This is a genomic window from Micromonospora sp. NPDC000316 (assembly GCF_042898885.1).
Lineage (GTDB): Bacteria > Actinomycetota > Actinomycetes > Mycobacteriales > Micromonosporaceae > Micromonospora.
In genome coordinates this window covers 38,835-63,057 of the sequence record NZ_JBIAZG010000005.1, presented here as the reverse complement: position 1 = coordinate 63,057, position 24,223 = coordinate 38,835, and the positions used below count along the sequence as shown (strand labels likewise).

Sequence of the window (24,223 nt, the reverse complement as noted above, 5' to 3'; positions counted from 1 at the left end):
CCCTTCCTATCGATACGAAGAATTTAGCACTTGAAGAATTCTTCAACCAATGTTCGTGCGGACACGGTGGTCCACCGAGTTGTCCAGGAAGGGCTCGCCCGGTCAGATGTCGTTGACGCAGCGCAGCACCGGGCGAGCGGTGAGAGCCGCCGGGTCCAGCGCGGTGTCGGCGCTCACAGTGAAGACGACGGACTCGTCCGGCAACAGTGTGACAAGGGCCCTGTCCGCCTCGGCCGAGGCGTCCAGCCGGTCCGGAAAGAGCGTCAGGTCGCGCAGCACAGTGCGGGCGGTGACCCGGACCCGCTGACCTGCGTCGACCTCCTCGACCGTCGCGTCCCACGCCGCCACCGGCCAGTCGACGTCGGTGTCCTCGGCGAAGAACCACAGCGCCCGCTCGGCGCTGTCCCCCGCCTCGGCGACCAGCAGCTCACGCCGGGCGTCCTCCGGCCGCGCCAGGTCCGCCGGCAGCACAAGCGTCACCGCCGAGTACGCGGGCACGTCCACCTCGATAGTCGTCTTCGCCCGAGGCTCCCCGCCGAGGGTCAGCCGGGTCACCGAGGCCGACGTCCGCCAGACGGTGCCGCAGTCGTTGACCGCCACCAGGGCCAACCCGCCGTCGCGCGGCTGCACGGTCAGCAGCCGATCGGCGTACGCATGGCGCAGCGCGTACCACAGGGGTTTGCGTCGACCGTCGCCGTCGACTGCCGACCAGGAGGTGACCGGCCAGCAGTCGTTGAGCTGCCACACGATGGTGCCGGAGCAGATCGGCCGATGTGAGCGGAAGTGCTCCACGCCGAGCTGGATGGCACGGGCCTGGTTGAGCTGCGTGAGGTAGTGCCAGTCGTCGAAGTCCACCGGGACAGGCAGGTGCGCGTCCAGACCTCGTTGCAGCTTGGCGTCCCCGTCGGCGGCCTTCTGGTGGTGGGCCATGCCCGGCGAGTCCTGCGCGAGGGGTTCGTCGCTGAGCGCCCGACGCAGCGTCGCGTACGCCGGTGGGGCCTGGTAGCCGAACTCGGCGACGAAGCGCGGCACGTACTCCCGGTATTTTGTGTAGTCGTCGGTGTTCCACACGTCCCAGATGTGCGTGGTGCCGTGCGTCGGGTCGTTGGGGTGGATCTCCTCGCTGCCCGACCAGGGGCTGCCCGGCCAGTACGGGCGGGTCGGGTCGAGCGCGCCGACGATGCGGGGCAGCACGTCAAGGTAGTAGCCGCGCCCCCAGGTGCGCCCGGCGAGTTCCTGCTGCCAGCCCCAGTCGTGCCAGCCCCAGATGTTCTCGTTGTTGCCACACCAGAGCACGAGCGAGGGGTACGGCGCCAGCCGGGTCACCTGCTCGGCGGCCTCGGCGGCCACCTCGCTGCCGAACGGCTCCTCCTCCGGATACGCGGCGCAGGCGAACAGGAAGTCCTGCTGCACCAGCAGGCCGCGCTCGTCGGCGAGGTCGTAGAAGTCCGCCGACTCGTACCGGCCGCCGCCCCAGACGCGCAGCAGGTTGATGTTTGCCCCCGTGGCCTGGTCGAACCGCTGCGCCAGCCGGTCCCGGGTGACCCGGTCGGGAAACACGTCGTCGGGGATCCAGTTGACGCCGCGCACGAAGACGGGGACGTCGTTCACCGACAACGCGAACGGGGTGCCGTGCTCGTCTGGGGTGGCGTCCAGTCGCACCGAGCGGAAGCCGATCAGGTGGGACCAGGTGTCCAGGGTGTCGCCGTCCGGCGCATGCACTGTCACCTCCAGCGGGTAGCGAGTCTGCTCGCCGTACCCCCGAGGCCACCACAGTGCGGGCTCGCGGACGGTGAGGGTCAGCACTGCCGTGCGCTGCCCGGCCGGGACGACGACCTCGGCGTGGGCGTCGGCGACTGTGGCGTGGACGGTGAGCGGGACGTCGGCGGCCCGCTCGACCTCGACGTGCAGCTCCACCCGCCCGTCGCGGCCGTCGAGCGTGACAAGCGGGCGGACGGTGGCCAGGCGTGCGGTCGACCAGGCGTGCAGGCCGATGTCCTGCCAGATGCCTGCGGTGACGAGGGTCGGCCCCCAGTCCCAGCCGAAGTTGCAGGCCATCTTGCGGATGAAGTGGAAGGGCTCCGGATAGGCGTTGGGCCGGTCGCCGAGCCGCTCCCGCTGCGCCTCGGCGTAGCGGTACGCGGAGTCGAAGGCCACGACCAGGTCGTTCTCGCCGTCACGCAGCAGCGAGCGGACGTCGAAGCGGTAGCCGCGGTGCATGTTCTCGGTGCGGCCGACCTCGACGCCGTTGAGTGTGACTGTGGCGACGGTGTCCAGGCCGGCACAGACCAGGTCGACGCGCTCGTCGTCGCCGGGCTGGTGGACGAACGTGGTCTGGTAGACCCAGTCGGTGCGGCCGATCCAGGCCAGCGCCAGTTCGTTGTCGTCGAGGTACGGGTCGGGGATGAGGCCGGCGTCGAGCAGGTCGGTGTGGACGCAGCCCGGCATTGTCGCCGGCACGGCCCGCCCGGCGACAGCGTCGGGCACCTGCGCTCCGAGTGCCGCTCGCAGGGTCCAGCCGTCGTGGAGTGCCTGTCGGCTCAAGACTTCACCGCACCTTCCATGATCCGCTGGCGATCCGACGTCTGATGACGCGGCGACGTTACTGAACCGGGCAAGCGAAGCGCTACCTCGTCCGCGCACAGCCAGCCCAGCCTGCGCTACGTTGAGGCCGCCGACACGCCACCCACGGGCCGGCCCCGGTCATGGCAAGGTCAGGAGCCCCGAAAACCCCGGGGCGAGAGCGGAGGAGCACGCCGGTGAAGCGGCCGACAATCGCCGACGTCGCCCGACGAGCCGGGGTGTCCAAGGGCGCCGTGTCGTACGCGCTGAACGGGCAGCCCGGCGTCTCCGAGGCCACCCGGCAGCGCATCCTCGCCATCGCCACCGAGATCGGGTTCAGCCCCAGCAGCGCCGCCCGGGCGCTCTCCGCCGCCACCGCCGAGGCCGTCGGCCTGGCCCTCTGCCGTCCGGCCCGGATCCTTGGCGTCGAGCCCTTCTTCATGGAGCTGATCAGCGGCGTCGAGGCGGAACTGTCGGCCCGCTCGTACGCGCTGACCCTGCAGGTCGTGCCCGACCCCGACGCCGAGATCGCGGTCTACCGGCGGTGGTGGGCCGAGCGCCGGGTGGACGGGGTGCTCGTCTGCGACCTGCGCACCGACGACCGGCGCATCCCCGCATTGGAGCAGCTCCAACTGCCGGCGGTGGTGATCGGGGGGCCGGGCGGCACCGGCGAGCTGGCGAGCCTGTGGTCCGACGACGCGGCGGCGCTTACCGAGACGGTGGAGTACCTGGTCGCCCTCGGGCACCGGCGGATCGCCCGGGTCGGCGGCCTGCCCGACCTGCGCCACACCGAGATCCGCACCGACTCGTTCACCGCGGTCTGCCAGCGGCTCGGCCTGGTCGACGCGGTGACCGTCTGGTCCGACTACACAGGCGAGGAGGGTGGCCGGGCCACCCGCCGGCTGCTCAGCTCCGGGCAGCGACCCACAGCCGTCATCTACGACAACGATGTGATGGCGATCGCCGGGCTGTCCGTCGCCCAGGAGATGGGGCTCACCGTGCCGGCCGACCTGTCCATCGTGGCCTGGGACGACTCACCGCTCTGCCGGCTCGTGCACCCACCCCTGACGGCCCTCGGCCGCGACATCCCGGCGTACGGCGCGCACGCCGCCCGCCAACTGCTCGACGTCATCGCCGGGCAGCCCGCGACACGCGTTCAGGACGAGACGCCGCGCCTCACCCCGCGCGGCAGCACCGCGCCGCCCCGGGTGAGGTGAACCGGCTCAGCGCTCCGGCTCAGCGGGACGCCGAGGGGAACTCCTCGAAGTACGCCTCGACCCGCTCGGCGGTGGCCGGGCGGGCCAGCGCGAAACCCTGCCCGTAGTGGCAGCCGGCCCGATGTGCTCCCTCCACCTGGGTCGGTAACTCCAACTCCTCGGCGACGATCTCCACGCCCAGCCGCTCGCCCACGCTCACCACCACGTCGATAAGCGGCGGCTGCCCGGTCGGCCGGGAACCCACAAGCTCCGGGCCGATCTTCAGCAGGTCGATCGGCAGCCGGCGCAGGTGCGCCAGTGAGGCGTGCTCCGCCCGGAAGTCGTCAAGCGCGGTGCGGACGCCCAGAGACCGCAACCCGGCCAGCCGCGCCACCACTGTCGACAGGTCCCCGCCGATCCTCGGCTCCGCCACCTCCACCACCAGCCGCTCCGGCGACACCGCGTACGCGGCAAGCACCGCCGCGACCCGCTGCACGAAGTCGGGAGTGGTCAACTCCCGGATGGTGACGTTTACTGCCATCCACAGCTCCCGGGTGCCCGCCGACCAGTCGGCCAACTGCCGGCAGGCCCGGTCCAACACCCACCACTCCAGCTCCCCCACCAGGTCCAGATCCTCGGCGACCGGCAGCAGCTCGGCCGGAAGCACCGTGCCGAGCACCGGGCTTCGCCAGCGCAGCAGCGCCTCGGCGCCCACGGGCTGCCGGTCGGCCAGGTCGAGCACCGGCTGGTAGACGAGATCCAACTCGCCGCGCGCCACGGCACCGGGCAACTCGCGTTCCAGGTCGAGCCGGCGCACCAGCTGCTCCTCCAGGAACGCGTCGTACCACTCGACCCGGTCCCGGCCCAGCTGCACCGCGCGCCGCCGGGCCAGCTCGGCCTGCCGGAGCACGTCCGCCGGCCCGGCACCGGCCACCTCGGCCAGCCCGATGCTCGTCTGGACCCGCAGCACCGACCCGGCCAACCGGTAGGGCGGGGCGAGCGCGGTAAGCAGCCGGGTGCTGAGCGCGTACGCCAGCACCGGGCCGGCGGCGGTGACCACGGCGAAGCCGGTGCCCGTGCAGCCGGTGACCAGGTCGCCGGGCGCGACGACCGCGCGGGCGCGCAGGACCGCCTCGGCCAGGACGTCCTCCCGGGCCACCGGACCGAGCCCGTCGGCGCCGTGCAGGTCCACGAGCAGCAGCGCGCCGGCCGGCGCCGGCACGTCGGCGATCGCGACAAGCGCGTCCAGCAGAGCCGCCCGGTCTGCCGGGCCGCCGACGCCCGCGACGGACCCGGGGCCCAGCGTCGACCAGGCGACGCCGTCAGTGGGCCAGGCCGCGCCGCCGGTCGGGGTGCCGGTGTCGCCGGTCGACCAGGTCGCGTTGAGGCCGGTAGCGGTGGCCGGTGCGCGCTCGGGCGGCTGGCCCGGTGGTCCCGGCCAGGGGATCTGCGGCGCGCGGCGGTGCCGAACGGCGCGGCCGGCCCGGCGGCGGTGCGCGGCACGCCGTTCGCCAGCCGCCGCCTCGCCGCCCCGCATCAACTCGCGCAGCACTAGCGGTGGCACGGCCGCCAGGGCCAGCAGCACGCTCGTCCGATCCGGTGTCCGGTCGGCAGCCGCGTGCAGGCCCGCCGCCAGCAGCACCACCGCCGCCGGAAGCACCGCCCGGGGCCAGGTCGGCGCGGCGCGACCGGCTGTCGGCACCGCGCCGCCCGTCGCCACCGCGCCGCCCGTAGCCACCGCGGCGTCCGCGCCGAGCGCGGTAAGCAGCATCCCGAGCACCAGCGGCGGCACCGCCAGCAGTGCCGCCCGATCTGCGGGCGGCAGGATGGTCAGCAGCGCGAGCCCGAGCAGTGTGAGCAGGACGCCACCGCGACAGATGGCGGCACCCCAGCGCCGGCCCGGGCCGGTGAACACGCTGAGCGCGGCCATGCCCAGCCCACCGAGCGCCAGAGCAGCGACAAGCCGGGCCGGACCCGACAGGGTGTCGGCGGGAAGCAGCAGCCAAGCGGCGAGGGCCAACCCCACCGCCGGACCTGTCGCCGCCACCAGCGCACCCAGGCGGCCCGGCGCCCTGAGCGGTGGCCGGCCCGGCAACCGGTGCAGCCCGGCCACGGACAGGGCGGCCACGATCAGTGACCCGACAAGCGCGGCGACGCGGTGCCCGGTGTCGATCAGCGGCAGCGTGGCGGCGGTGAGGCCGGACACCACCACCGCCGCGTCGAGCAGCACACCCAACGCCAGCGGGGACGGCCCGGTGGGCGACTGGCTAACGCGGGACGTGTCTGCCGGGCGGCGGCTGGCCAGACGGGACAGGCGCACCCCGGCGAGCGTGGCACCCGCGCCGCCGGCCAGCGCGATCACCACCGAGGTCGGCGCCAGGTCGACGGTGCCGGCGAGAACGAGCAGCGCGACGGCCGCGAGAACGGCGGCCTCCGGGGCCGCCCGGCGGGCGACAAGGACACGGAACGGGTACGCGAGGGGCACGGCGGTCGCCTTCGTGAGGGGGCACGGGGCGGTGGGGCGGTGGGGCGGTGGGGCGGTGCGGGACGGCGGACGTTGCGGGTCCGCTGCCCAACAGTCAGAAACGATCGGCGACCGGATCGGTTACGCGTCGGCCACCGGCGCGACCCAGTGACCCGTGTCACTGTACGGGGTGTCGGGCCGGCACGGCACCGCCCGCCGCCAGCCGGATCGGCCCGGGGTGGGATCATCGCAGGGTGAGTACGCCCGACACCGTCCGCTTCCGGTACAACCAAGCCATCCTGGCCGCCGCGATCATCGCGTTCGTCGGTGCCCTGCCGCTTGCCAACGCCCAGGCGTACCTGCTTCCGGTGCTGCTCGTCCCGCTCGCCGTCGCGGTGTGGGCCTGGCGGGCCGGCACCGACGCCGACCCCCGGGAGCTGCGCCTACGTGCGCTGGCGGGGCAACGCCGGATCGACTGGGACCAGGTCGTCGAGCTGGCCACCGATCCGCGCGGCCGGGCGGTCGCCCGCCTCGACGACGGTCAGCAGGTCGTCCTGCCGGCGGTACGCGGCAGCGACCTGCCCCGGCTGGTCTCGGCCACCGGTCAGACGCTGCCGGGCGCGGAGGACGAGCCCCCGGCCGGCAGCGACGCCGACCGTCAGTAGCCGTCGACCACCGTGTTGATCAGCGGCTGACCGGCGGCGAACCGTCGCACCTGGTCGCCGACGAGTCGGTACGCCCGCGGCAGCAGCCCGCGCACCGACCCCGCGACGTGCGGCGTGAGCAGGACGTTCGGCATCGTCCACAGCGGGGAGTCGGCGGGTAGCGGCTCCGGGTCGGTGACGTCAAGCGCCGCCGAGATGCGGCCGGCGCCCAGCTCGGCGACGAGCGCCTCGGTGCGGGCCACCGGCCCCCGGGACGCGTTGACGAGCAGCGCCCCGTCCGGCATCGCGGCCAGGAACTCCTTGTCGATCAGACCACGGGTCTGGTCGGTGAGCGGCACCAACACGACCACCACGTCGGCCTCGGGCAGCAGCCGGGGCAGCTCCGCCACGGCGTGCACCCCCTGCTCGGGCCGGGCGGTCCGGGCGACGAGGGTGAAGCTCACCTCGAACGGGGCGAGCCGGTCCCGCACCGCCGTGCCAATCGATCCGGCGCCGACGATGAGCACCCGCTTGCCGGTCAGCTCATCTGTGGGGGTGTTCCCGGCGAACGCCCACCGCCGGTCGGCCTGCGCCCGGACGAAGGCGGGGAACCCCCGCAGCTGGGTGAGGATCGCCGTGACGACCCACTCGGCGGTGGACGGGTCGTGCACGCCACGGGCGTCGCAGAGGGTGACCCCCTCCGGCATCCGGCCGGCCCAGGCGTCCGCCCCCGCCGAGAGCAGCTGCACCACTGCCAGGTCGGGCAGCTCGCGCAGCAGCGCGGTCGCGTCCGACCCGCTCAGGAACGGGGGTACCCAGAAGCGGACGTCGGCCACGCCGGAGGGCAGCCGCTCGGGATGCTCGGCGACCTCCACAGTCACGGTCTCGGGCAGCTCGCCGAGGAGATTCAGGCCAGCCTGATGCGGGATCCATACCTTCACGTCCGCCGACGATAGCCCCCGGCGCTGCGGCCGGGGCGGGCACTGCCGCGAACCGGCGTCCCGGGGGATGGCGCGCGAAGGCGGGGCGGGCGAGACTCGGCACACCGATGTTCGCTCCGGGCCCGAACGAGGTATAACCGAGGCCGGAGGGCCGGTCCGCCTCCACCCCCGCAGACAGGTGTTCGATGACCGACGGCTCCCCCGCCAGCCCGCGACGCGAGATCCCCCCGCCCTCGGGGCTCACCGACGCGGCGCGGCTGCGCGCGCTCGCCGACACCGGTCTGGACGCCGCCCCGGACGAGGCGTTCGACAGGTTCGCCCGGCTGGTAAGTGACCTGCTGGACGTCCCGGTCGCGCTCGTCTCCCTGGTCTCCGCCGACAGGCAGTTCTTCCCGGGCGCGGCGGGGTTGCCCGAGCCCTGGTCCGAGCAGCGGCAGACCCCGTTGAGCTACTCGTTCTGCCAGCACGTGGTGGACATCGAGGTGCCGATGGTGCTGCCGGACGCCCGCCTCTACCCCCGCGTACGGGACAACCTGGCCGTGGAGGACCTCGGCGTAGTCGCGTACGCCGGGATGCCCCTGACCGATCTCTCCGGCCGGGTGCTCGGCGCGCTCTGCGCCATCGACAACAAGCCGCGGGCCTGGACCGCCGGGCAGTTGCGGACGCTTGCCGACCTGGCCGCCGCCTGCTCGTCGGAGCTGCGGCTGCGGATCGCACTGGACGAGGCCCAGGAGGCGCGTCGACGGGTCGTGCAGGCGCACGAGCGGCTGGAGCTGCTGGCCGGGGTGAGTGAGACGCTCGCCGGCACCCTTGACGTGGGCACGTCGCTGCGCCGGCTCGCCGCCACGATGGTGCCGCTGCTCGCCGACTGGTGCCTGCTCACGCTGGTCGGGCCGTCGGGTCTGCCCCGCGAGGTGGTCGCGGTGCACCGCGACCCGGAACGGACGGCGGACGTCGACGATTTCGCCGCGCTGCTGGGCACCGGGCTGAGCCAGGAGTCGGCCATCCGCGCGGTCCTGCGGACCGGTCAGCCCCGCCTCGGCGCCGCGGCGTCGCTGAGCGACGTCGCGCGGGGCACCACCGACCCGAGGATGCTGGTGATCGCCGAGCGTCTCGGCATCGCCTCCTACCTCAGCGTGCCGGTGCGCGCCGCCGGCGGCACCGTGCTGGGCGCGATCACACTTGTCAACGCCGCAGGGCGTCAGCAGTTCGACCACCGTGACCTGCTCACCGCCGTGGACATCGGCCGCCGGGCCGGGCAGGCCATCGGCAACAGCTCGATGTACGGCGAGCAACGGCACGTCGCCGAAGTCCTGCAACACAGCATGCTGCCGCGGCTGCCCGTCGTGCCGGAGCTGGAGCTGACGGCCCGCTACCAGCCGGCGGCCGACCGGGTGGAGGTCGGCGGCGACTGGTACGACGCCTTCGTCCAGCCCGACGGCGACCTGATCGCGGCGATCGGGGACGTGGCCGGGCACGACATCGAAGCGGCGGCGACCATGGGCCAGCTGCGCAACCTCGTGCGCGGCAACGCCTTCGGCCGGCCGGACGCGGTCGGGGCGCTGATGGCCCACCTGGACGGCGCGATCCGCGGCCTGCAGCTGCCGATCGCGGCCACCGCCACGCTGGTCCGGGTCTGCCGCCAGTGCGCCGGCGTCCGGGAGGTGACCTGGTGCAACGCCGGGCACCCACCGGCGCTTGTGGTCCGCGTCGGCGGCGCGGTCGAGGTCCTCGAAGCGACGCCGGAGCCGTTGCTCGGCCTGGCCCGGCCGTCGCCACGGACCAGCCATTCGACGAGCCTGGCAACCGGCGACACGCTGCTGCTCTACACCGACGGGCTGATCGAGCGGCGGGACCGGTCCATCGACGACGGGCTCGCCGAGCTGGTGGGCCGGTTGACCGGCACCGACACGATGCCCCTCGACGACCTGTGCGACCTGCTGCTCGCCTCGATCCAGCACCGTGAGGACGACACGGCGCTGCTTGCCGTACGTGCCCGTTGAGCAGCCCATCGGCTCGACCGCTCGGCGCCGTCCGTCCTGGCGCGCCCGGGTGGGGCGTCCGGCGGGATACCCTGGGCCGGGTGAGAGCCCGTCCCCCGTACCCTCGCGCGCGCCGCCTCCGGGCGGTCCTCGCGGCGTCCTGCGCGGCGCTGCTGTTCGTCACGGGTTGCAGCTTCGGCGAGCCGGAGCCCGACCCGGCTGGCGAGCCACCCAACCTGCCCACCCCGTCGTCCTCGGCGAGCCCCGGCGGCGCCGGCCAACAGGCGGTGGCGACAGTGCTCGCCAAGGGGCTGCGGGTGCCGTGGGCCATCGCCTTCCTGCCCGACGGTGGCGCGCTTGTCACCGAACGGGACAGCGGCCGGATCCTCCAGGTCGGCCCGGAGTCCGGGCCGAACGGGCTGCGGGTCCGTGTCGTGCAGACGATCACCGACGTGGCGGCGGCGGGCGAGGGCGGCCTGCTCGGCATCGCCATCTCCCCCGACTACGCCCGGGACCGGTCGGTCTTCGTCTACTACACCACCGAGCAGGACAACCGGGTCGCCAAGCTACAGGTCGGCGGCCAGCCCACCCCGATCCTCACCGGCATCCCCAAGGCCAACGTGCACAACGGCGGCGGCCTGGGCTTCGGCCCGGACGGCCAGCTCTACGTCAGCACGGGTGACGCCGGGGAGCGCCCCGCCGCGCAGGACGTGAAGAACCTCGGCGGCAAGATCCTGCGGGTCACCGCCGACGGCAAGCCCTCGGCGGGCAACCCGTACCCCGGCTCTCCGGTCTGGTCGCTCGGGCACCGCAACGTGCAGGGCTTCGCCTGGGACGACGCCAAGCGGATGTACGCCGTCGAGTTCGGCCAGAACACCTGGGACGAGATCAACCAGATCACCAAGGGCGGCAACTACGGCTGGCCGCAGGTCGAGGGGCGGGCCGGCGACAAGCGGTACACCGACCCGCTCACGCAGTGGGCGACCTCCGACGCGTCCTGCTCCGGCCTGGCCGCCACGGACCGGCTGCTGGTCACCGGCTGCCTGCGCGGCAAGCGCCTCTGGGTGATGGAGCTGACCGACACGGGCACGCTGCTCGGTCAGCCCAGCGAGCTGCTCACCAACCGGTACGGTCGACTGCGCGCGGTGGCCGCCGCGCCGGACGGGTCGCTCTGGGTGAGCACTTCCAACCACGACGGGCGGGGCAACCCGGCGGGCGACGACGACAGGCTGCTGCGTGTGGTCTTCGCCGGCGGAGACGGCGGGCGCAGCTGACCTGCGTCACCATCCCCGCAGGTTTGCCAAGATCCTCCGACGGGCAGGTCAGAATCTCAGCATGGACGGGCAGCGCGACGAGCAGCACGACGACGCCGAGGGCCGGGACGACCTGGCGACCGGCGGCGAGCCGGCACACCCGGCGGGCCGGGGGTTCGGTCGACCCGGTGGTCCCGTACGCCGCGTCGGCGTGATCCTCGCCGTGCTCGCCGTGGCCCTGGCCGGGGCGGTGCTCGGGGTGCTTGCCGGTGGCCGGGTGGACACCGACATCGGGCCGTTCCGGGCCAGCCTCACCCTCTCCCCGGCCAGCGAGGGCGGGACGACAATCGACGTGCCGCCGCTCGGCGCGCTGCTGCTGGACAGCCACGACGGGCCGACCCACCTCACGGTGCGGCTGGGCGCACTGGACCAGGGGCGCACCGAGGCGCTGCTCGACGACCCGGCGAGCATCAGCCGCGCCAGTCAGAGCGCGGTGGAGGACGTCCGCAGCGGGGTCATGCGGCTCGGCCTGCGTACCCTCGCCGCGTCGGTGCTTGTCACCCTGATCCTCGCCGGGCTTGTCTTCCGGGATGTGCGGCGTACCGCCTGGGCGGGCGGGCTGGCACTGCTTGTCACCGCCGGCAGCCTCGGAACGGCCGCGGCGACGCTGCGCCCGCAGGCGATCGAGGAGCCGCGCTACGAGGGCCTGCTGGTCAACGCGCCGGCAATCGTCGGCGACGCCCGCCGCATCGCCAACGACTACACGAAGTACGCCGAGCAGTTGCAGCGCATCGTCGGCAACGTCAGCCAGCTCTACACCACAGTGTCGGCGCTGCCGGTGTTCGAGCCGGCCCCCGGCACCACACGGGTCCTGCACGTCTCCGACATGCACCTCAACCCGACCGGCTGGCAGCTCATCCGGACGGTGGTGGAGCAGTTCGGCATCGACGTGGTCGTCGACACCGGAGACATCACCGACTGGGGCAGCGAACCCGAGGAGTCCTTCGTCGGCTCGATCGGCCTGCTCAAGAAGCCGTACGTGTTCATCCGGGGCAACCACGACTCGGGCCGCACCGGCGCCGCGGTGGCCCGCCAGCCGAACGCGATCGTGCTCAACAACTCGACAACCACCGTCGGCGGGCTGACCATCGCCGGCATCGGTGACCCGCGCTTCACACCCGACAAGAACACCTCCCCGGCGGGCAGCGGGCTTACCCAGCAGGTCGCCGACCAGGTGATCGGCGCCGGTGAGCAGCTCGCCGCCACGGTGCGCAGCTCGCCACGCCCGGTCAACATCGCGCTCGTGCACGATCCGGCGTCGGCAGGGCCGCTCGCCGGCACCTGCCCGCTGGTGCTGGCCGGGCACACCCACGCCCGGCAGGTCTCCAAGCTGCCCGAGACGCCCGGTCAGCAGCCCACCACGCTCATGGTGGAGGGCTCCACGGGCGGGGCCGGGCTGCGCGGCCTGGAGGGCGAGAAGCCGACCCCGCTGTCGATGAGCGTGCTCTACTTCGACCAGCAGAAGATGCTCCAGGCGTACGACGACATCACCGTCGGCGGCACCGGACAGGCCCAGGTCAACCTGGAACGCCACATCGTGGAGACACCGTCCGTCGGGCCGTCGGCAAGCCCGACGCCCACTCCGACCCGCTGACCCGCGAGGTCGGTCGGTCCTGCGGCCTGGTCGGTCCGATCCCGCGACCTGGTCGGTCCGATTCAGGGGCAGGGTCGGGGTGGGTTGGTGCAGCCTTTGCTCTGCTTCAACCGACGCAACAGTCACCTTGGGTTACCGAGGATTCCGGCCGGCATCGCCTTACCCGCTGTTCAGAGCGTGTTGCGTCCGTTGAAGCAGAGCAAAGGGCCAAACGAGGGGTCTGCCGGCGGAGACGTCTCCTGACCGTGAGCCCCCGGCTGCATGGCCGAGGGCAGGGCGGCTGACGTCGGTGGGAAGGCGGAGCAGGGTCAGCGCAGGGCGATGGCGGCCAGGGCGGCGTTGACGATGCTGCCGGGCAGCAGGTCGTGCAACTCGTACAGCTCGGCGACACTGCCGGACTGGCCGAACTCGTCCACGCCCAGCGGCACCGCCGGGGCACCGAGCGCCGACCCGAGCCAGGCCATCGCGTGCGACGCGGCGTCGTGCACGGTCACCACCGGCACCCGGTCGACGAACGCGGACCGCAGGGCACCAGGCACGCTGGGCACGGTGGCCGTGCGGACGCCCTGACGCAGGGTGCGCTGCCAGGCCCGGTAGAGCCTGTCGAGACTCGTCACGTCGACCACGTGCGCGGCGACGCCCTCCTCGGCCAACTCCGCCGCCGCGGCCAGCACCTCGGGCAGCACCGCGCCGGAGGCGGCCAGCTGCACCACCGGGGCATCGACCAGGTGCGGGTACGCCTGGTGCGCGTCGACGAGCCGGTACGCCCCGGCGACCACCTGCCGGCGCAGCACCGCGTCGCCGAGCCGGGCACGGGCCGCCTCGAACGGCGCCTGGTCCAGCGGTCGGGTGCTCAACCGGAAGTAGTACGCACCGTCCTCGGCCGGCGCGGCGGTCGCGGCCGGCGACGACCCGCTGGCGATCTGGCCGAGCGCGTCGCAGAGCAGCCAGTCGAGGCTTCCCGCGTACGCCGGTTCGAGGAACGTCACCCCGGGCAGCTCCAGACCGACCGAGGCGGTGATCGTGGACTGGTGTGCGCCGCCCTCCGGGGCCAGGGTGATGCCCGACGGGGTGCCGGCCACCACGAACCGGGAACCGGAGTACGTGCCGTACAGGAACGCGTCCAGGCCACGCAGCACGAACGGGTCGTAGACGGTGCCCACCGGCAGCAGCGGCTGCCCGGACAGGTCCCACGACAGGCCGAGCTGCCCGAGCAGCAGGAACAGGTTCATCTCCGAGATGCCCAGCTCGATGTGCTGCCCAGCCGGGCTCTCGGTCCAGCGCAGCATCCGGTCCTCGGTCCAGGAACGCTGCTCGGTGGGCGCGAACACACCCGTCTTGTTGATGAACCCGGCGAGGTTCGTGGAGGTGGCCACGTCCGGGGCGGTGGTCACCAGGTAGCGGCCCACCTCCCGGTCCCGCGCCAGGTCCACGAGCACCCGACCGAAGACCTCCTGCGTGGAGATCGGCTTGTTGGCGCGTACTCCCGTGCTCTCCGGAACGGTGACCCCCAGCGCACGCTCGCGCGGCGCGCGGGACAGCGCCTCCCGGCGGGCGCCGGCCCGGATGCCGGCCGGGGACGCCGGGTCGAGGCGGTCCCACTCGGTCTCCGGGGTCAAGCCCTGCGCGGCCCGCAGCGTGTCCACCTGCTCGGTGCTGAGCAGCGCCGAGTGATTGCGCGGATTGCCGGCGATGGGCAAACCCCAACCCTTGACGGTGTACGCGAAGACGACGCTGGGCCGGTCGGTGACCGCGTCGCACTGGGCGTAGGCGTCGAGCATCGCGGACAGGTCGTGCCCGCCCAGGTCGGTGACGAGCAGGCGCAACTCCTCGTCGTCGATGCCCTCCACGAAGGTGCCCACCTCGGCCGGCGCGCCGTCCAGGAACTGTTCGCGCAGCGCCGGGCCGGTCAGACCGAACAGCGACTGGTACTGCTCGTTGGGCATCGCGTCGATCCAGTCGCGCAGCACCTCGCCACCCGGCCGGGCGTACGCCTCGGCGAGCTTGCGGCCGTACTTGACCTCCACGACGTGCCAGCCGGCCGCCTCGAACTGACCCCGCCACTGGTTGATCCGGATGCCCGGTACCACGCGGTCCAGCGACTGCCTGTTGAAGTCGACGAGCCACATCACGTTGCCCAGACCTGTGGTGGCCGGGTCCGCGACAGCCTCCCAGATGTTGCCCTCGTCCAACTCGGCGTCACCGATGAGCGCCACGAACCGGGAGTGCGGGCGGGCACCGAAGTGCGCGTCGACGTAGCGCCGGGTGGCGGCGGCGAAGAGCGGTGCCGCCGCGCCGAGCCCGACCGAGCCTGTGGAGAAGTCCACAGCGTCCGGGTCCTTGGTGCGCGACGGGTACGACTGGAGGCCGCCACGGGCCCGCAACCGGGGCAGGTAGGAGCGGTCCAGGTAGCCCAGCAGGTACTGGATGGCGTGGAACACCGGAGAGGCGTGCGGCTTGACGGCGACCCGATCCTCGGCGTCCAGGTGCTGGAACCACAGCGCGGTCATCGCCGTGACGAGGGACGCGCTTGACGCCTGGTGCCCGCCGACCTTCACCCCGTCGCCGGTGGCCCGATCGTGGTTGGCGGCGTCCACGATCCGGGTGGCGAGCCAGAGCACCCGCCGCTGGATCTCGTCGAGGACATCGAGGTCGTGCTGGGTCACGGTGACTCCATCCGGGCGTCGCCGTTGACGCCCTAGCAACAGAGGGTGCAGGGGGTGCATGGGTGCAAGGAAGGGCCCCTTCTTGACGCCTGGTGCATAAGAAGGGGCCCTACCTAACCGATCTCAGCCCTGGACGCCGAGGCGCTCCAGGATCAGCTCACGCAGGGTCTTCGCGTCGGCCTGACCACGGGTGGTCTTCATGACCGCGCCGACAAGCGCGCCGACCGCCGCGACCTTGCCGCTGCGGATCTTGTCGGCGATGCCCGGGTTGGCGGCGATGGCCTCGTCCACGGCGGCGGTGAGCGCGCCGGTGTCCGACACGACCTCCAGGCCCCGGCTGGTCATGATCTCGGTGGGCGAGCCCTCACCGTCGACCACGCCCTCCAGCACCGTACGGGCCATCTTGTCGTTGAGCTTGCCGGCGTCGACAAGCCCTTGCAGCTCGGCGACCTGCGCCGGGGTGGCGCCGATGTCGGCCAGCTCCACGCCGCTCTCGTTGGCCCGGCGGGACAGCTCGCCCAGCCACCACTTGCGCGCTGCCGCCGGGGTGGTGCCGGCGGCGACGGTGGCCTCGATCAGCTCGACCGCACCGGCGTTCAGCACCGACTGCATGTCCAGGTCGGACAGGCCCCACTGCTCCTGGAGCCGACGCCGGTGCACCCGGGGCAGCTCCGGCAGGGCGGCCTTCAGCTCGGCGACCCAGGCCGGGTCCGGCGCGATCGGCACCAGGTCCGGCTCCGGGAAGTACCTGTAGTCGGTGGCCGTCTCCTTCGAGCGCCCCGAAGTGGTGTCACCGGTGTCCTCGTGGAAGTGCCGGGTCTCCTGGGTGATCCGGCCGCCCGCGTCCAGCACCGACGCCTGCCGCAGCATCTCCGAGCGGACCGCCCGCTCCACCGACCGCAGCGAGTTGACGTTCTTGGTCTCGGTACGGGTGCCCCACTCCTGCCCCGGCAGGTTGAGCGAGGTGTTCACGTCGCAGCGCAGCGAACCCTCCTCCATCCGCACGTCCGAGACACCGAGGGTGCGGATCACGTCGCGCAGCTCGGCGACGTACGCCTTTGCCACGTCGGGGGCGAGCGCACCGGTGCCCGTGATCGGCTTGGTGACGATCTCGACCAGCGGAATGCCGGCCCGGTTGTAGTCGACAAGCGATTCGGTCGCACCGTGGATGCGGCCGGTCGCCCCGCCGACGTGCAGCGTCTTGCCGGTGTCCTCCTCGAGGTGCACCCGCTCGATCTCGATCCGGACCGTCTCGCCGCCCACCTCGACGTCCAGGTAACCGTCGACGCAGATCGGCTCGTCGTACTGGCTGATCTGGAAGTTCTTCGGCATGTCCGGGTAGAAGTAGTTCTTCCGGGCGAACCGGCACCACTGCGCGATCGAGCAGTTCAACGCCAGGCCGATCCGGATGATCGCCTCGATGGCCGCCTTGTTCGCCACCGGCAGCGAGCCCGGCAGACCCAGGCACACCGGGCAGACCCGGGTGTTCGGCTCGCCGCCGAAGTCGGTTGGGCAGCCACAGAACATCTTGGTGTTCGTACCCAGCTCGACGTGGGTCTCCAGGCCGATCACCGGTTCGAAACGCGCGACGACCTCGTCGTACGCGGGCAGTGTCGTCGTCATCTGGGCTCCTGCCTCACAGTGCCGGTGGGGTGAACGTGCCGACTGCGGACTCCAGCGCGGCGGCGACCCGGTACATCCGATCGTCGGCCATCGTCGGGGCCATCACCTGCAGGCCGACGGGCAGCCCTTCGGACAGGCCGCAGGGCACCGAGATGCCGGGCCCGCCGTACAGGTTCGTCGGGATCGTGTACAGGTCGGCCAGGTACATCTGGTACGGGTCGGCGGTCCGCGCGCCGATCGGGAACGCCACCGACGGGGTGGTCGGCGAGATCAGCGCGTCGACCCGCTCGAACGCGGCGGTGAAGTCCCGGGTGATCAGCGTACGGACCTTCTGCGCCTGCCCGTAGTACGCGTCGTAGTAACCCGACGACAGCGCGTACGTGCCGATCATGATGCGGCGCTTGACCTCCGGGCCGAAGCCTGCCTCGCGGGTCAGCGACATGACCTCCTCCAGCGACCGGTTGCCGTCGTCGCCGACCCGCAGGCCGAACCGGACGCCGTCGAACCGGGCCAGGTTGGAGGAGCACTCGCTCGGGGCGATCAGGTAGTACGCCGGCAGCGCGTACGCGAACGTCGGGCAGGACACCTCGACGACCTCGGCACCCATCTTGGTAAGCGCGTCGACCGACTCGCGGAACGCGGCCATCACACCGGGCTCAGCGCCCTCGCCGACGAACTCGCTGACGATGCCGAGCCGTACGCCGGTCAGGTCGCCGGTCGCGCCGAGCTTCGCCGCCGCCACCACGTCCGGCATCGGCTGCGGGATAGACGTGGAGTCGCGCGGGTCGTGCCCGCCGATCACCTGGTGCAGCAGGGCCGCGTCGAGCACGTTACGGGCGCACGGGCCGGGGGTGTCGAGCGACGAGGAGAAGGCGACCAGGCCGTAGCGGGACGTGCCGCCGTAGGTGGGCTTCGCGCCGACGGTGCCGGTGACCGCGCCGGGCTGACGAATCGAACCGCCGGTGTCCGAGCCGATCGCCAGCGGCGCCTCGTACGCGGCGAGCGCTGCGGCGCTGCCACCACCCGAGCCGCCGGGGATCCGGCCCAGGTCCCACGGGTTGTGCGTCGGGCCGTACGCCGAGTATTCGGTGGAGGAGCCCATGGCGAACTCGTCCATATTGGTCTTGCCGAGCATCACCGTGCCGGCCTCGCGCAGCCGCTGCACGATCGTCGCGTCGTACGGCGGGCGCCAGCCTTCGAGGATCTTCGAGCCGACGGTGGTGGGTACACCCCGGGTGGCGAGCACGTCCTTCACCGCGACCGGCACACCCGCGAGCGGGCCCAACTCCTCGCCGGCCGCCCGGCGCTCGTCCACCGCGCGGGCCGCGGCGAGCGCGCCGTCGGTGTCCACGTGCAGGAAGGCGTGCACCCGGTCGTCGACGGCGGCGATCCGGTCCAGGTGCGCCTGGGTCACCTCGACGGCGGAGGTCTCACCACCGGCGACGAGGGTGGCGATCTCCGTCGCGGTCATCCTGGTCAGGTCGCTCATGCCGCCGCCTCGCTTCGCCTACCGGCGCTCTGCGCACCGAGGGCACCGAACTTGCCGATTCGCTCGCTCATGACGCCACGTCCTCGGTCAGGATCCGCGGTACGCGGAACCGCTGGTCCTCGGCGTCGGGCGCGCCCGACAGCGCCTCCTGCGGGGTCAGGCACGGCGTGACGACGTCCTCGCGGAAGATGTTGGTCAGCGGCACCGAGTGCGAGGTCGGCGGGATGTCCGCGGCGGCGACCTCGCCGACCTGGGCGACCGCCTGGAGGATCACGTCGAGCTGGCCGGCGAACGTGTCCAGCTCCTCCTCGGTGACGGCGAGCCGCGACAGGCGCGCCAGGTGCGCGACCTCCTCGCGGGAGATGGCGGCCATCCGTGCCCCCTTCTGATGTCCTGCTGGTCGGGCGGTGTGCCGGCCGCGCGGCGGGTGCAGCGTGACGCGCGGTGACCGGAGCGAGTCTATTGTTCCGCTCCGGCGGCGCGTCCCCCACTCCCCCTCCGTGAGCCGGCGTGCCGTGCCGGCGGGCGAGTCAGCGGGTCGGGCGGCGACCGGAGTCCGGTTCGGTGGGACCGCCGCTCGGGCGGACCGGCCGGTACCGGGCCAACCAGGTGACCAACTCCTCGGCGGGCATCGGGCGGGCGTAGAACCAGCCCTGCGCAGCGTCGCAGCCGGCGGCGTGCAGCATCCGCCAGGTCCGCTCGTCCTCCACGCCCTCGGCGACGACCCGCAGGCCCAGCGCGCCGGCCAGCTCGATCATCGACCGGACGATCGCCGCGTCGTCGGCGTCCTCGGCCATGCCGAGCACGAACGACCGGTCCACCTTCACCTCGGACAGCGGCAGCCGGCGCAGGTGTTGCAGTGACGAATATCCGGTGCCGAAGTCGTCCAGCGCGATGGCCACCCCGATCTTGTGCAGTCGGGAGATGGTTGCCAGCACCCGGCGCGGGTCGGCCATCAGGGCGCCCTCGGTGATCTCCACTTGCAGCCGCTCGGCCGGCACCCCGTAGCGGGTCAGCCGGTCGGCGATCTGGTCGGCGATCTCCCCGGTGTGCAGGTCCCGCACGCTCACGTTCAGGGCCGCGCGCAGCCCGATGCCGGCCGCCGACCACTTGGCGAGCTGCTCCACCACGTCGTCCACCACCCGCCGGGTGAGCAGCCGCATCACCGCGCTCTGCTCGGCGACACGGATCAGCTCCTCCGGGTCGACCATCCCCCGGCGCGGGTGCCGCCAGCGCAGCAGCGCCTCGACACCGACCACCTCGCCTGTCGCGATGGCGATCTGGGGCTGGTAGTACATCGTGATCTCACCGGCGTCGTCGGCCGGCTCGCCGTCGTGCGCCCACCCGGTCGACCCGAGTGGCTGTTCAGCGGGGCCGGGCCCGCTGTCGTGCTCCGCACGGCCGCCGCGCGGCACCGGCCCCGCGCCGCCGTTCGGTGACCGTCGCCCTTGCCCGCCGACACGTCGGTCCCGAGGCGGAGCGGGGCGCGTGCCGGGGACGGAGGCGCGGGTGTTCCGGCCGCGGATCGGATCGGCGCCGGTGGCGATCTGCTTGATCAGCTCGTCAGCGTGCGCCAGTTCGACCCCCGCGCGGCGGCGGCGACCCCACCAGCGCCCGCCGGTCGTCGGCGCCGGGGCAGTCGTCGGTGCCGGGTGCGGCGCGGCCTCCGCGCCGGTGGGCAGCGCCGCGCCGTCACCGCCGCGCACCTCTTCCGGGTCGACTGTGGGTACGTCGGTCGCCCGCTCGGAGCCGACCGACTCGGCCGCCCCGGCCCCCCGGTCGACCTGTCCCGCCAGCCCGGAGTGGTCCGTCGACGCGGCGTGGCCGCCCGTCGTCGTGGCGTGGCCCGTCGACGCGGCGTGCCCTGCCGGCCCGGCGTGCCCTGCCGGCCCGGCGTGCCCTGTCTGCCCGGCGTGGCCTGTCTGCCCGGCGTGGCCTGTCGTCGCGGCTTCGAGTGGGTCGCGTTGTTCCGGTGGTGCGGCGTCGAGCGGCTCGCCGGCCGACGGGCCGGATTCCAGCACCCGGCGCAGGTCGGCGAGGAGGCCGAGACGCTCGGCCGAGTTGTGGTCGGACTCCGGGGCGTAGACGGCCACCGTGTCGTTGCGGTGCTTCGCGTCGTACATGGCCACGTCGGCGTGCCGCATCAGCGTGGCGAAGTCCTCGCCGTGCTCGGGGAAGAGGGCGATCCCGATCGAGCCGCCCACGTCCAGCGGCAGGCCGTCCAGCGGCACCGGCTCGGCCAGGGCCCGGACCACCCGGTCCGCCAGGTCACGCGCCTGACTGACGTCGGTAAGGCCGGTCATCACGATGGCGAACTCGTCCCCACCCAATCGGGCGATCATCTGCGGGCGAGGGTCGACGTCGGTGAGCCGGGCGCTGACCTCGACCAGCAGCCGGTCACCCACCGCGTGCCCGAGTGCGTCGTTGACGTTCTTGAAACGGTCCAGGTCGATGAGCAGCAGCGCCAGATGCCCGCCGGGTTCGCCCCTGGCGGTCCGCTCGGCGTGCAGGTGCACCTGCTCGGCCACCTCGGCCAGCAGCGCCTTGCGGTTGGGCAGCCCGGTGAGCGGGTCGGAGGCGGCGAGGTGTTGCTGCTCGACTGTCAACCGGGCCATCCGGTACACGGCGAAGAGCGGCACCAGCACCAGCGGGATCAGCGCCGCGCTGAGGCGGGCCGCCGCGACCAACACCGGGGCGAGCAGCAGCAGCGAGCCGGTGGAGAGCAGTTCGAAACCGAGGCCCTGCCGGACGGTGGGCCACCACCGGTCGCCGAAGCGCAGCCGCACCGCGCAGCTGACCAGCCCGTAGTTGACCAGGAACCAGGCCACCGTGGCGCCGCCGACAGCTGCCACGTCGGGCCAGTGCAGGTGCCCGCCCGCGAAGATGGTGCCCGGACCGAGCTGGATGACCCCGTACGCGGCGGCGAGGGCGCAGACGTACTGGCCGACGTTGAACGCCGTCCGCCACGGTGCATGGCGCATCCGCCAACCCGAGACGACCACGCCAAGCGCCTGCACCGCCACCGCCGGGCCGAGCCCCCAGCCGAGCAGGATCGCGAAGGTGAAGCAGGTGGACGGGAAGACCGCGGAGGACTGCCGACGCCCCGGGGGGACGAACGGGCGCGCGTCGCACACCACGGCGAGCGCGGCCATCGTCCAGAACGCCACAGGCAGTCGCGACAGCTCGTCGGGGAGCCTCGTGAGTGGACCGGCGGCGGTCAGCGCCGCGACCGTCAGGATCCCCACGACGAAGGCGGCGAAAGGCGCCACCCGCCCAGGTGGGAGGGAGTTACGGGGGTCGGCGACCTCCATCACACCTCCCGACCGACTGTCGACGTGCCGGTGAGCACGCCGTGACCCAATGAAACGCCCTCAGCCCCAGGTTTCCCGGTATGACAGTCACGAATCGGTCGTAGTCGTAATTAAGTTGGTATACGCGGCCAGCGGTCGCGTCCGCTCGTGGCGAGGTCAGCCCTGGACCTGGGCGACCTCTCGCGCGGCATCCGGCCCCGCGTCCAGCAGCACCCGGAACCCGTCCTCGTCGAGCACCGGCACCTTGAGACTGGCCGCCTTGTCGGCCTTGGATCCCGGGTTGTCCCCCACGACGACGAAGCCCGTCTTCTTGGAGACCGACCCGCTGACCTTGCCGCCCCGGCTCTGCACCGCCTCGGCGGCCTGGTCGCGGGAGAAACCGGCGAGCGTGCCTGTCACCACTACAGTCAAGCCCTCAAGCGGGCGCGGCCCCTCGTCGACCGCTTCCTCGGCCATCCGTACGCCCGCGTCGGCCCACTTGCGGACCACCTCGCGGTGCCAGTCCACGGCGAACCATTCCCGGATGCTTGCCGCGATGGTCGGCCCGACCCCGTCGACCGAGGACAGCTCCTCCTCGGTGGCCGCGTCGATGGCGTCCATCGAGCGGAAGTGTCGGGCCAGCGCCTGCGCCGCGGTGGGGCCGACGTGTCGGATGGACAGCGCCACCAGCACCCGCCACAGGTCGCGTTCCCGGGCGACGGCCAGGTTGTCGAGCAGTTTGACCGCGTTGGACCCGAGGCTGCCGTCCTTGTTGACGAAGAACGGGGACCGGGACAGCTGGTCGGCGTCGAGCTGGAAGAGGTCGCCCTCGTCGGTGATGATCTCCGCGTCCAGTAGCGCCGCCGCGCCCTTGTAGCCGAGCACCTCGATGTCGAACCCGCCGCGCCCGGCGAGGTGGAACACGCGTTCCCGGAGCTGGGCCGGGCAGCTGCGGGTGTTGGGGCACCGGATGTCGATGTCGCCCTCCTTGGCCGGCGCCAGCGGGGTGCCGCAGGCCGGGCAGGTGGTCGGCATGACGAACGGCCGGGCGTCGGACGGGCGCAGGTCGACCACCGGGCCGAGCACCTCGGGAATCACGTCCCCGGCCTTGCGCAGCACCACCGTGTCGCCGATCAGCACACCCTTGCGCTCCACCTCGCGGGCGTTGTGCAGGGTGGCGAGCGCCACGGTGGAGCCGGCCACCCGCACCGGTTCGAGCACAGCGAACGGTGTGACCCGGCCGGTGCGCCCCACGTTGACGTCGATGTCGAGCAGCTTGGTGGTGACCTCCTCCGGCGGGTATTTGAAGGCGATCGCCCAGCGGGGGGCGCGACTGGTCGAGCCGAGACGCCCCTGGATGGAGACCGGGTCGACCTTGACCACCACGCCGTCGATCTCGTGCTCGACGTCGTGCCGGTGCGCGGCGTAGTAGGCGATGTATTCCGCCACGCCGGCCAGATCCGGCACGACCCGCCACCGGTCGCTGGTGGGCAGCCCCCAGGCCTTGAGCGCCGCGTACGACTCGGACTGGGCCGTGGGCTGGAAGCCCTTGCGGGCGCCGATGCCGTGCACCACAAGGCGCAGCGGTCGGGAGGCGGTGACCCGGGGGTCCTTCTGCCGCAGGCTGCCGGCGGCGGCGTTGCGCGGGTTGGCGAACGGGGCCCGGCCCTGGTCGACCAGGCCGGCGTTGAGGTCGGCGAACGCGGCGATCGGGAAGTAGATCTCGCCCCGGACCTCCAGCAGCTCGGGAATGGCCGGGAACTCGGCGGACGGCGTGAGCTGACCGGGCACGTCCCGGATGCTGCGCACGTTCGCGGTGACGTCCTCGCCGGTGCGGCCGTCACCCCTGGTGGCCGCTCGCACGAGCCGGCCGGCCTCGTAGGTCAGGTTGATCGCCAGCCCGTCGACCTTCAACTCGCAGAGGTAGGGCACCGGGCCGCCCGCGTCCCGCTCGACCCGCTCGGCCCAGGCCGCCAGCTCCTCGTCGGCGAAGGCGTTGTCCAGCGAGAGCATCCGCTCGGCGTGCGCGACAGGGGTGAAGTCGGTGGAGAACGTGCCGCCCACCCGCTGGGTCGGCGAGTCGGGCGTGCGCAGCGCCGGGAACTCCTCCTCCAACGCCTCAAGCTCGCGCAACTGCTTGTCGAACTCGGCGTCGGTGATTGTCGGCGAGTCCAGCACGTAGTAGCGGTATTGGTGCTCGGTCAGCTCGCGGCTGAGGGTGGCGTGCCGTTCCCGTGCCTGCGGCGTGGGCTCGGTGCCGGCCGCCGCCTCCTGCGCCGCGCTGACCTGCTGGCCGATCTGCTCCTCGGACACTGCACCACCGTCGGACACTCGACCACCTTCAGACACGCCGCCACCTCCCTGGTCACGCTACTAAGGCACGGTATCCGGCGGGTGGGACAACCCGGTCGTCCACTGGCCGGGTGGCTGGCGGGCGACGTGGTGGTCGGCGTGCGAGG

The 24,223-nt window shown here is 72.8% G+C and carries 14 protein-coding genes; 5 read left to right on the top strand and 9 right to left on the bottom strand.

The window, feature by feature from the left end:
* Nucleotides 1-102: 102 nt before the first annotated feature.
* Nucleotides 103-2,544, bottom strand: a complete 2,442-nt coding sequence (locus tag ACFY2Q_RS13180; protein ID WP_387129865.1) for a glycoside hydrolase family 2 protein — start codon at nt 2,542-2,544, stop codon at nt 103-105.
* Between the two features lie 161 nt (nt 2,545-2,705).
* On the opposite strand from ACFY2Q_RS13180, the gene ACFY2Q_RS13175 reads away from it, so the two are divergent.
* Nucleotides 2,706-3,779 (top strand): LacI family DNA-binding transcriptional regulator, encoded by a 1,074-nt coding sequence (locus ACFY2Q_RS13175; protein ID WP_387129864.1) that lies wholly within the window; start codon nt 2,706-2,708, stop codon nt 3,777-3,779.
* Nucleotides 3,780-3,798: 19 nt separating this feature from the next.
* Here the strand turns inward: ACFY2Q_RS13175 and ACFY2Q_RS13170 are convergent, their stop codons facing one another.
* Nucleotides 3,799-6,243, bottom strand: a complete 2,445-nt coding sequence (locus ACFY2Q_RS13170; RefSeq protein WP_387129862.1) for an EAL domain-containing protein — start codon at nt 6,241-6,243, stop codon at nt 3,799-3,801.
* Nucleotides 6,244-6,476: 233 nt separating this feature from the next.
* Here ACFY2Q_RS13170 and ACFY2Q_RS13165 point away from each other — a divergent pair, with 233 nt between their 5' ends.
* Nucleotides 6,477-6,887, top strand: coding sequence for a PH domain-containing protein (locus ACFY2Q_RS13165; RefSeq protein ID WP_387129861.1), 411 nt, complete (start codon nt 6,477-6,479; stop codon nt 6,885-6,887).
* Here the strand turns inward: ACFY2Q_RS13165 and ACFY2Q_RS13160 are convergent.
* On the bottom strand, nt 6,881-7,807 hold the full coding sequence (locus ACFY2Q_RS13160) for a 2-hydroxyacid dehydrogenase (protein WP_387129859.1): 927 nt from the start codon (nt 7,805-7,807) through the stop codon (nt 6,881-6,883). The two genes, ACFY2Q_RS13165 and ACFY2Q_RS13160, sit on opposite strands and share 7 nt — an antisense overlap.
* A 185-nt stretch (nt 7,808-7,992) precedes the next feature.
* Between ACFY2Q_RS13160 and ACFY2Q_RS13155 the strand changes: the two genes are divergently transcribed.
* The 3 genes from ACFY2Q_RS13155 to ACFY2Q_RS13145 all read left to right on the top strand — a co-directional run bounded on the left by ACFY2Q_RS13155 (nt 7,993) and on the right by ACFY2Q_RS13145 (nt 12,696).
* Nucleotides 7,993-9,810, top strand: a complete 1,818-nt coding sequence (locus ACFY2Q_RS13155) for a SpoIIE family protein phosphatase (RefSeq protein ID WP_387129858.1) — start codon at nt 7,993-7,995, stop codon at nt 9,808-9,810.
* 80 nt (nt 9,811-9,890) lie between these two features.
* Nucleotides 9,891-11,063 carry a PQQ-dependent sugar dehydrogenase gene (locus ACFY2Q_RS13150; RefSeq protein ID WP_387129856.1) on the top strand — a complete coding sequence of 391 codons (1,173 nt, stop codon included), beginning with the start codon at nt 9,891-9,893 and terminating at the stop codon, nt 11,061-11,063.
* Between the two features lie 61 nt (nt 11,064-11,124).
* A complete protein-coding gene (locus ACFY2Q_RS13145) occupies nt 11,125-12,696 on the top strand; it encodes a metallophosphoesterase (protein WP_387129855.1) in 1,572 nt (523 codons plus the stop codon).
* A gap of 308 nt (nt 12,697-13,004) precedes the next feature.
* Here ACFY2Q_RS13145 and ACFY2Q_RS13140 read toward each other — a convergent pair whose 3' ends face one another.
* The 6 genes from ACFY2Q_RS13140 to ligA form a co-directional block, all read right to left on the bottom strand.
* A complete protein-coding gene (locus tag ACFY2Q_RS13140; RefSeq protein ID WP_387129854.1) occupies nt 13,005-15,362 on the bottom strand; it encodes a pyruvate dehydrogenase in 2,358 nt (785 codons plus the stop codon).
* A 123-nt stretch (nt 15,363-15,485) separates the two neighbouring features.
* Nucleotides 15,486-16,985, bottom strand: coding sequence for an Asp-tRNA(Asn)/Glu-tRNA(Gln) amidotransferase subunit GatB (gatB, locus tag ACFY2Q_RS13135; protein ID WP_387129853.1), 1,500 nt, complete (start codon nt 16,983-16,985; stop codon nt 15,486-15,488).
* A gap of 13 nt (nt 16,986-16,998) precedes the next feature.
* On the bottom strand, nt 16,999-18,474 hold the full coding sequence (gene gatA, locus ACFY2Q_RS13130) for an Asp-tRNA(Asn)/Glu-tRNA(Gln) amidotransferase subunit GatA (protein ID WP_387129851.1): 1,476 nt from the start codon (nt 18,472-18,474) through the stop codon (nt 16,999-17,001).
* A gap of 67 nt (nt 18,475-18,541) precedes the next feature.
* Complete coding sequence (gatC, locus tag ACFY2Q_RS13125) at nt 18,542-18,847, bottom strand: Asp-tRNA(Asn)/Glu-tRNA(Gln) amidotransferase subunit GatC (protein ID WP_007456314.1); 306 nt, start codon at nt 18,845-18,847, stop codon at nt 18,542-18,544.
* 157 nt (nt 18,848-19,004) lie between these two features.
* A complete protein-coding gene (locus ACFY2Q_RS13120) occupies nt 19,005-21,785 on the bottom strand; it encodes an EAL domain-containing protein (protein ID WP_387129850.1) in 2,781 nt (926 codons plus the stop codon).
* 156 nt (nt 21,786-21,941) lie between these two features.
* Complete coding sequence (gene ligA, locus ACFY2Q_RS13115; protein WP_387129849.1) at nt 21,942-24,077, bottom strand: NAD-dependent DNA ligase LigA; 2,136 nt, start codon at nt 24,075-24,077, stop codon at nt 21,942-21,944.
* Between the last annotated feature and the right edge of the window lie 146 nt (nt 24,078-24,223).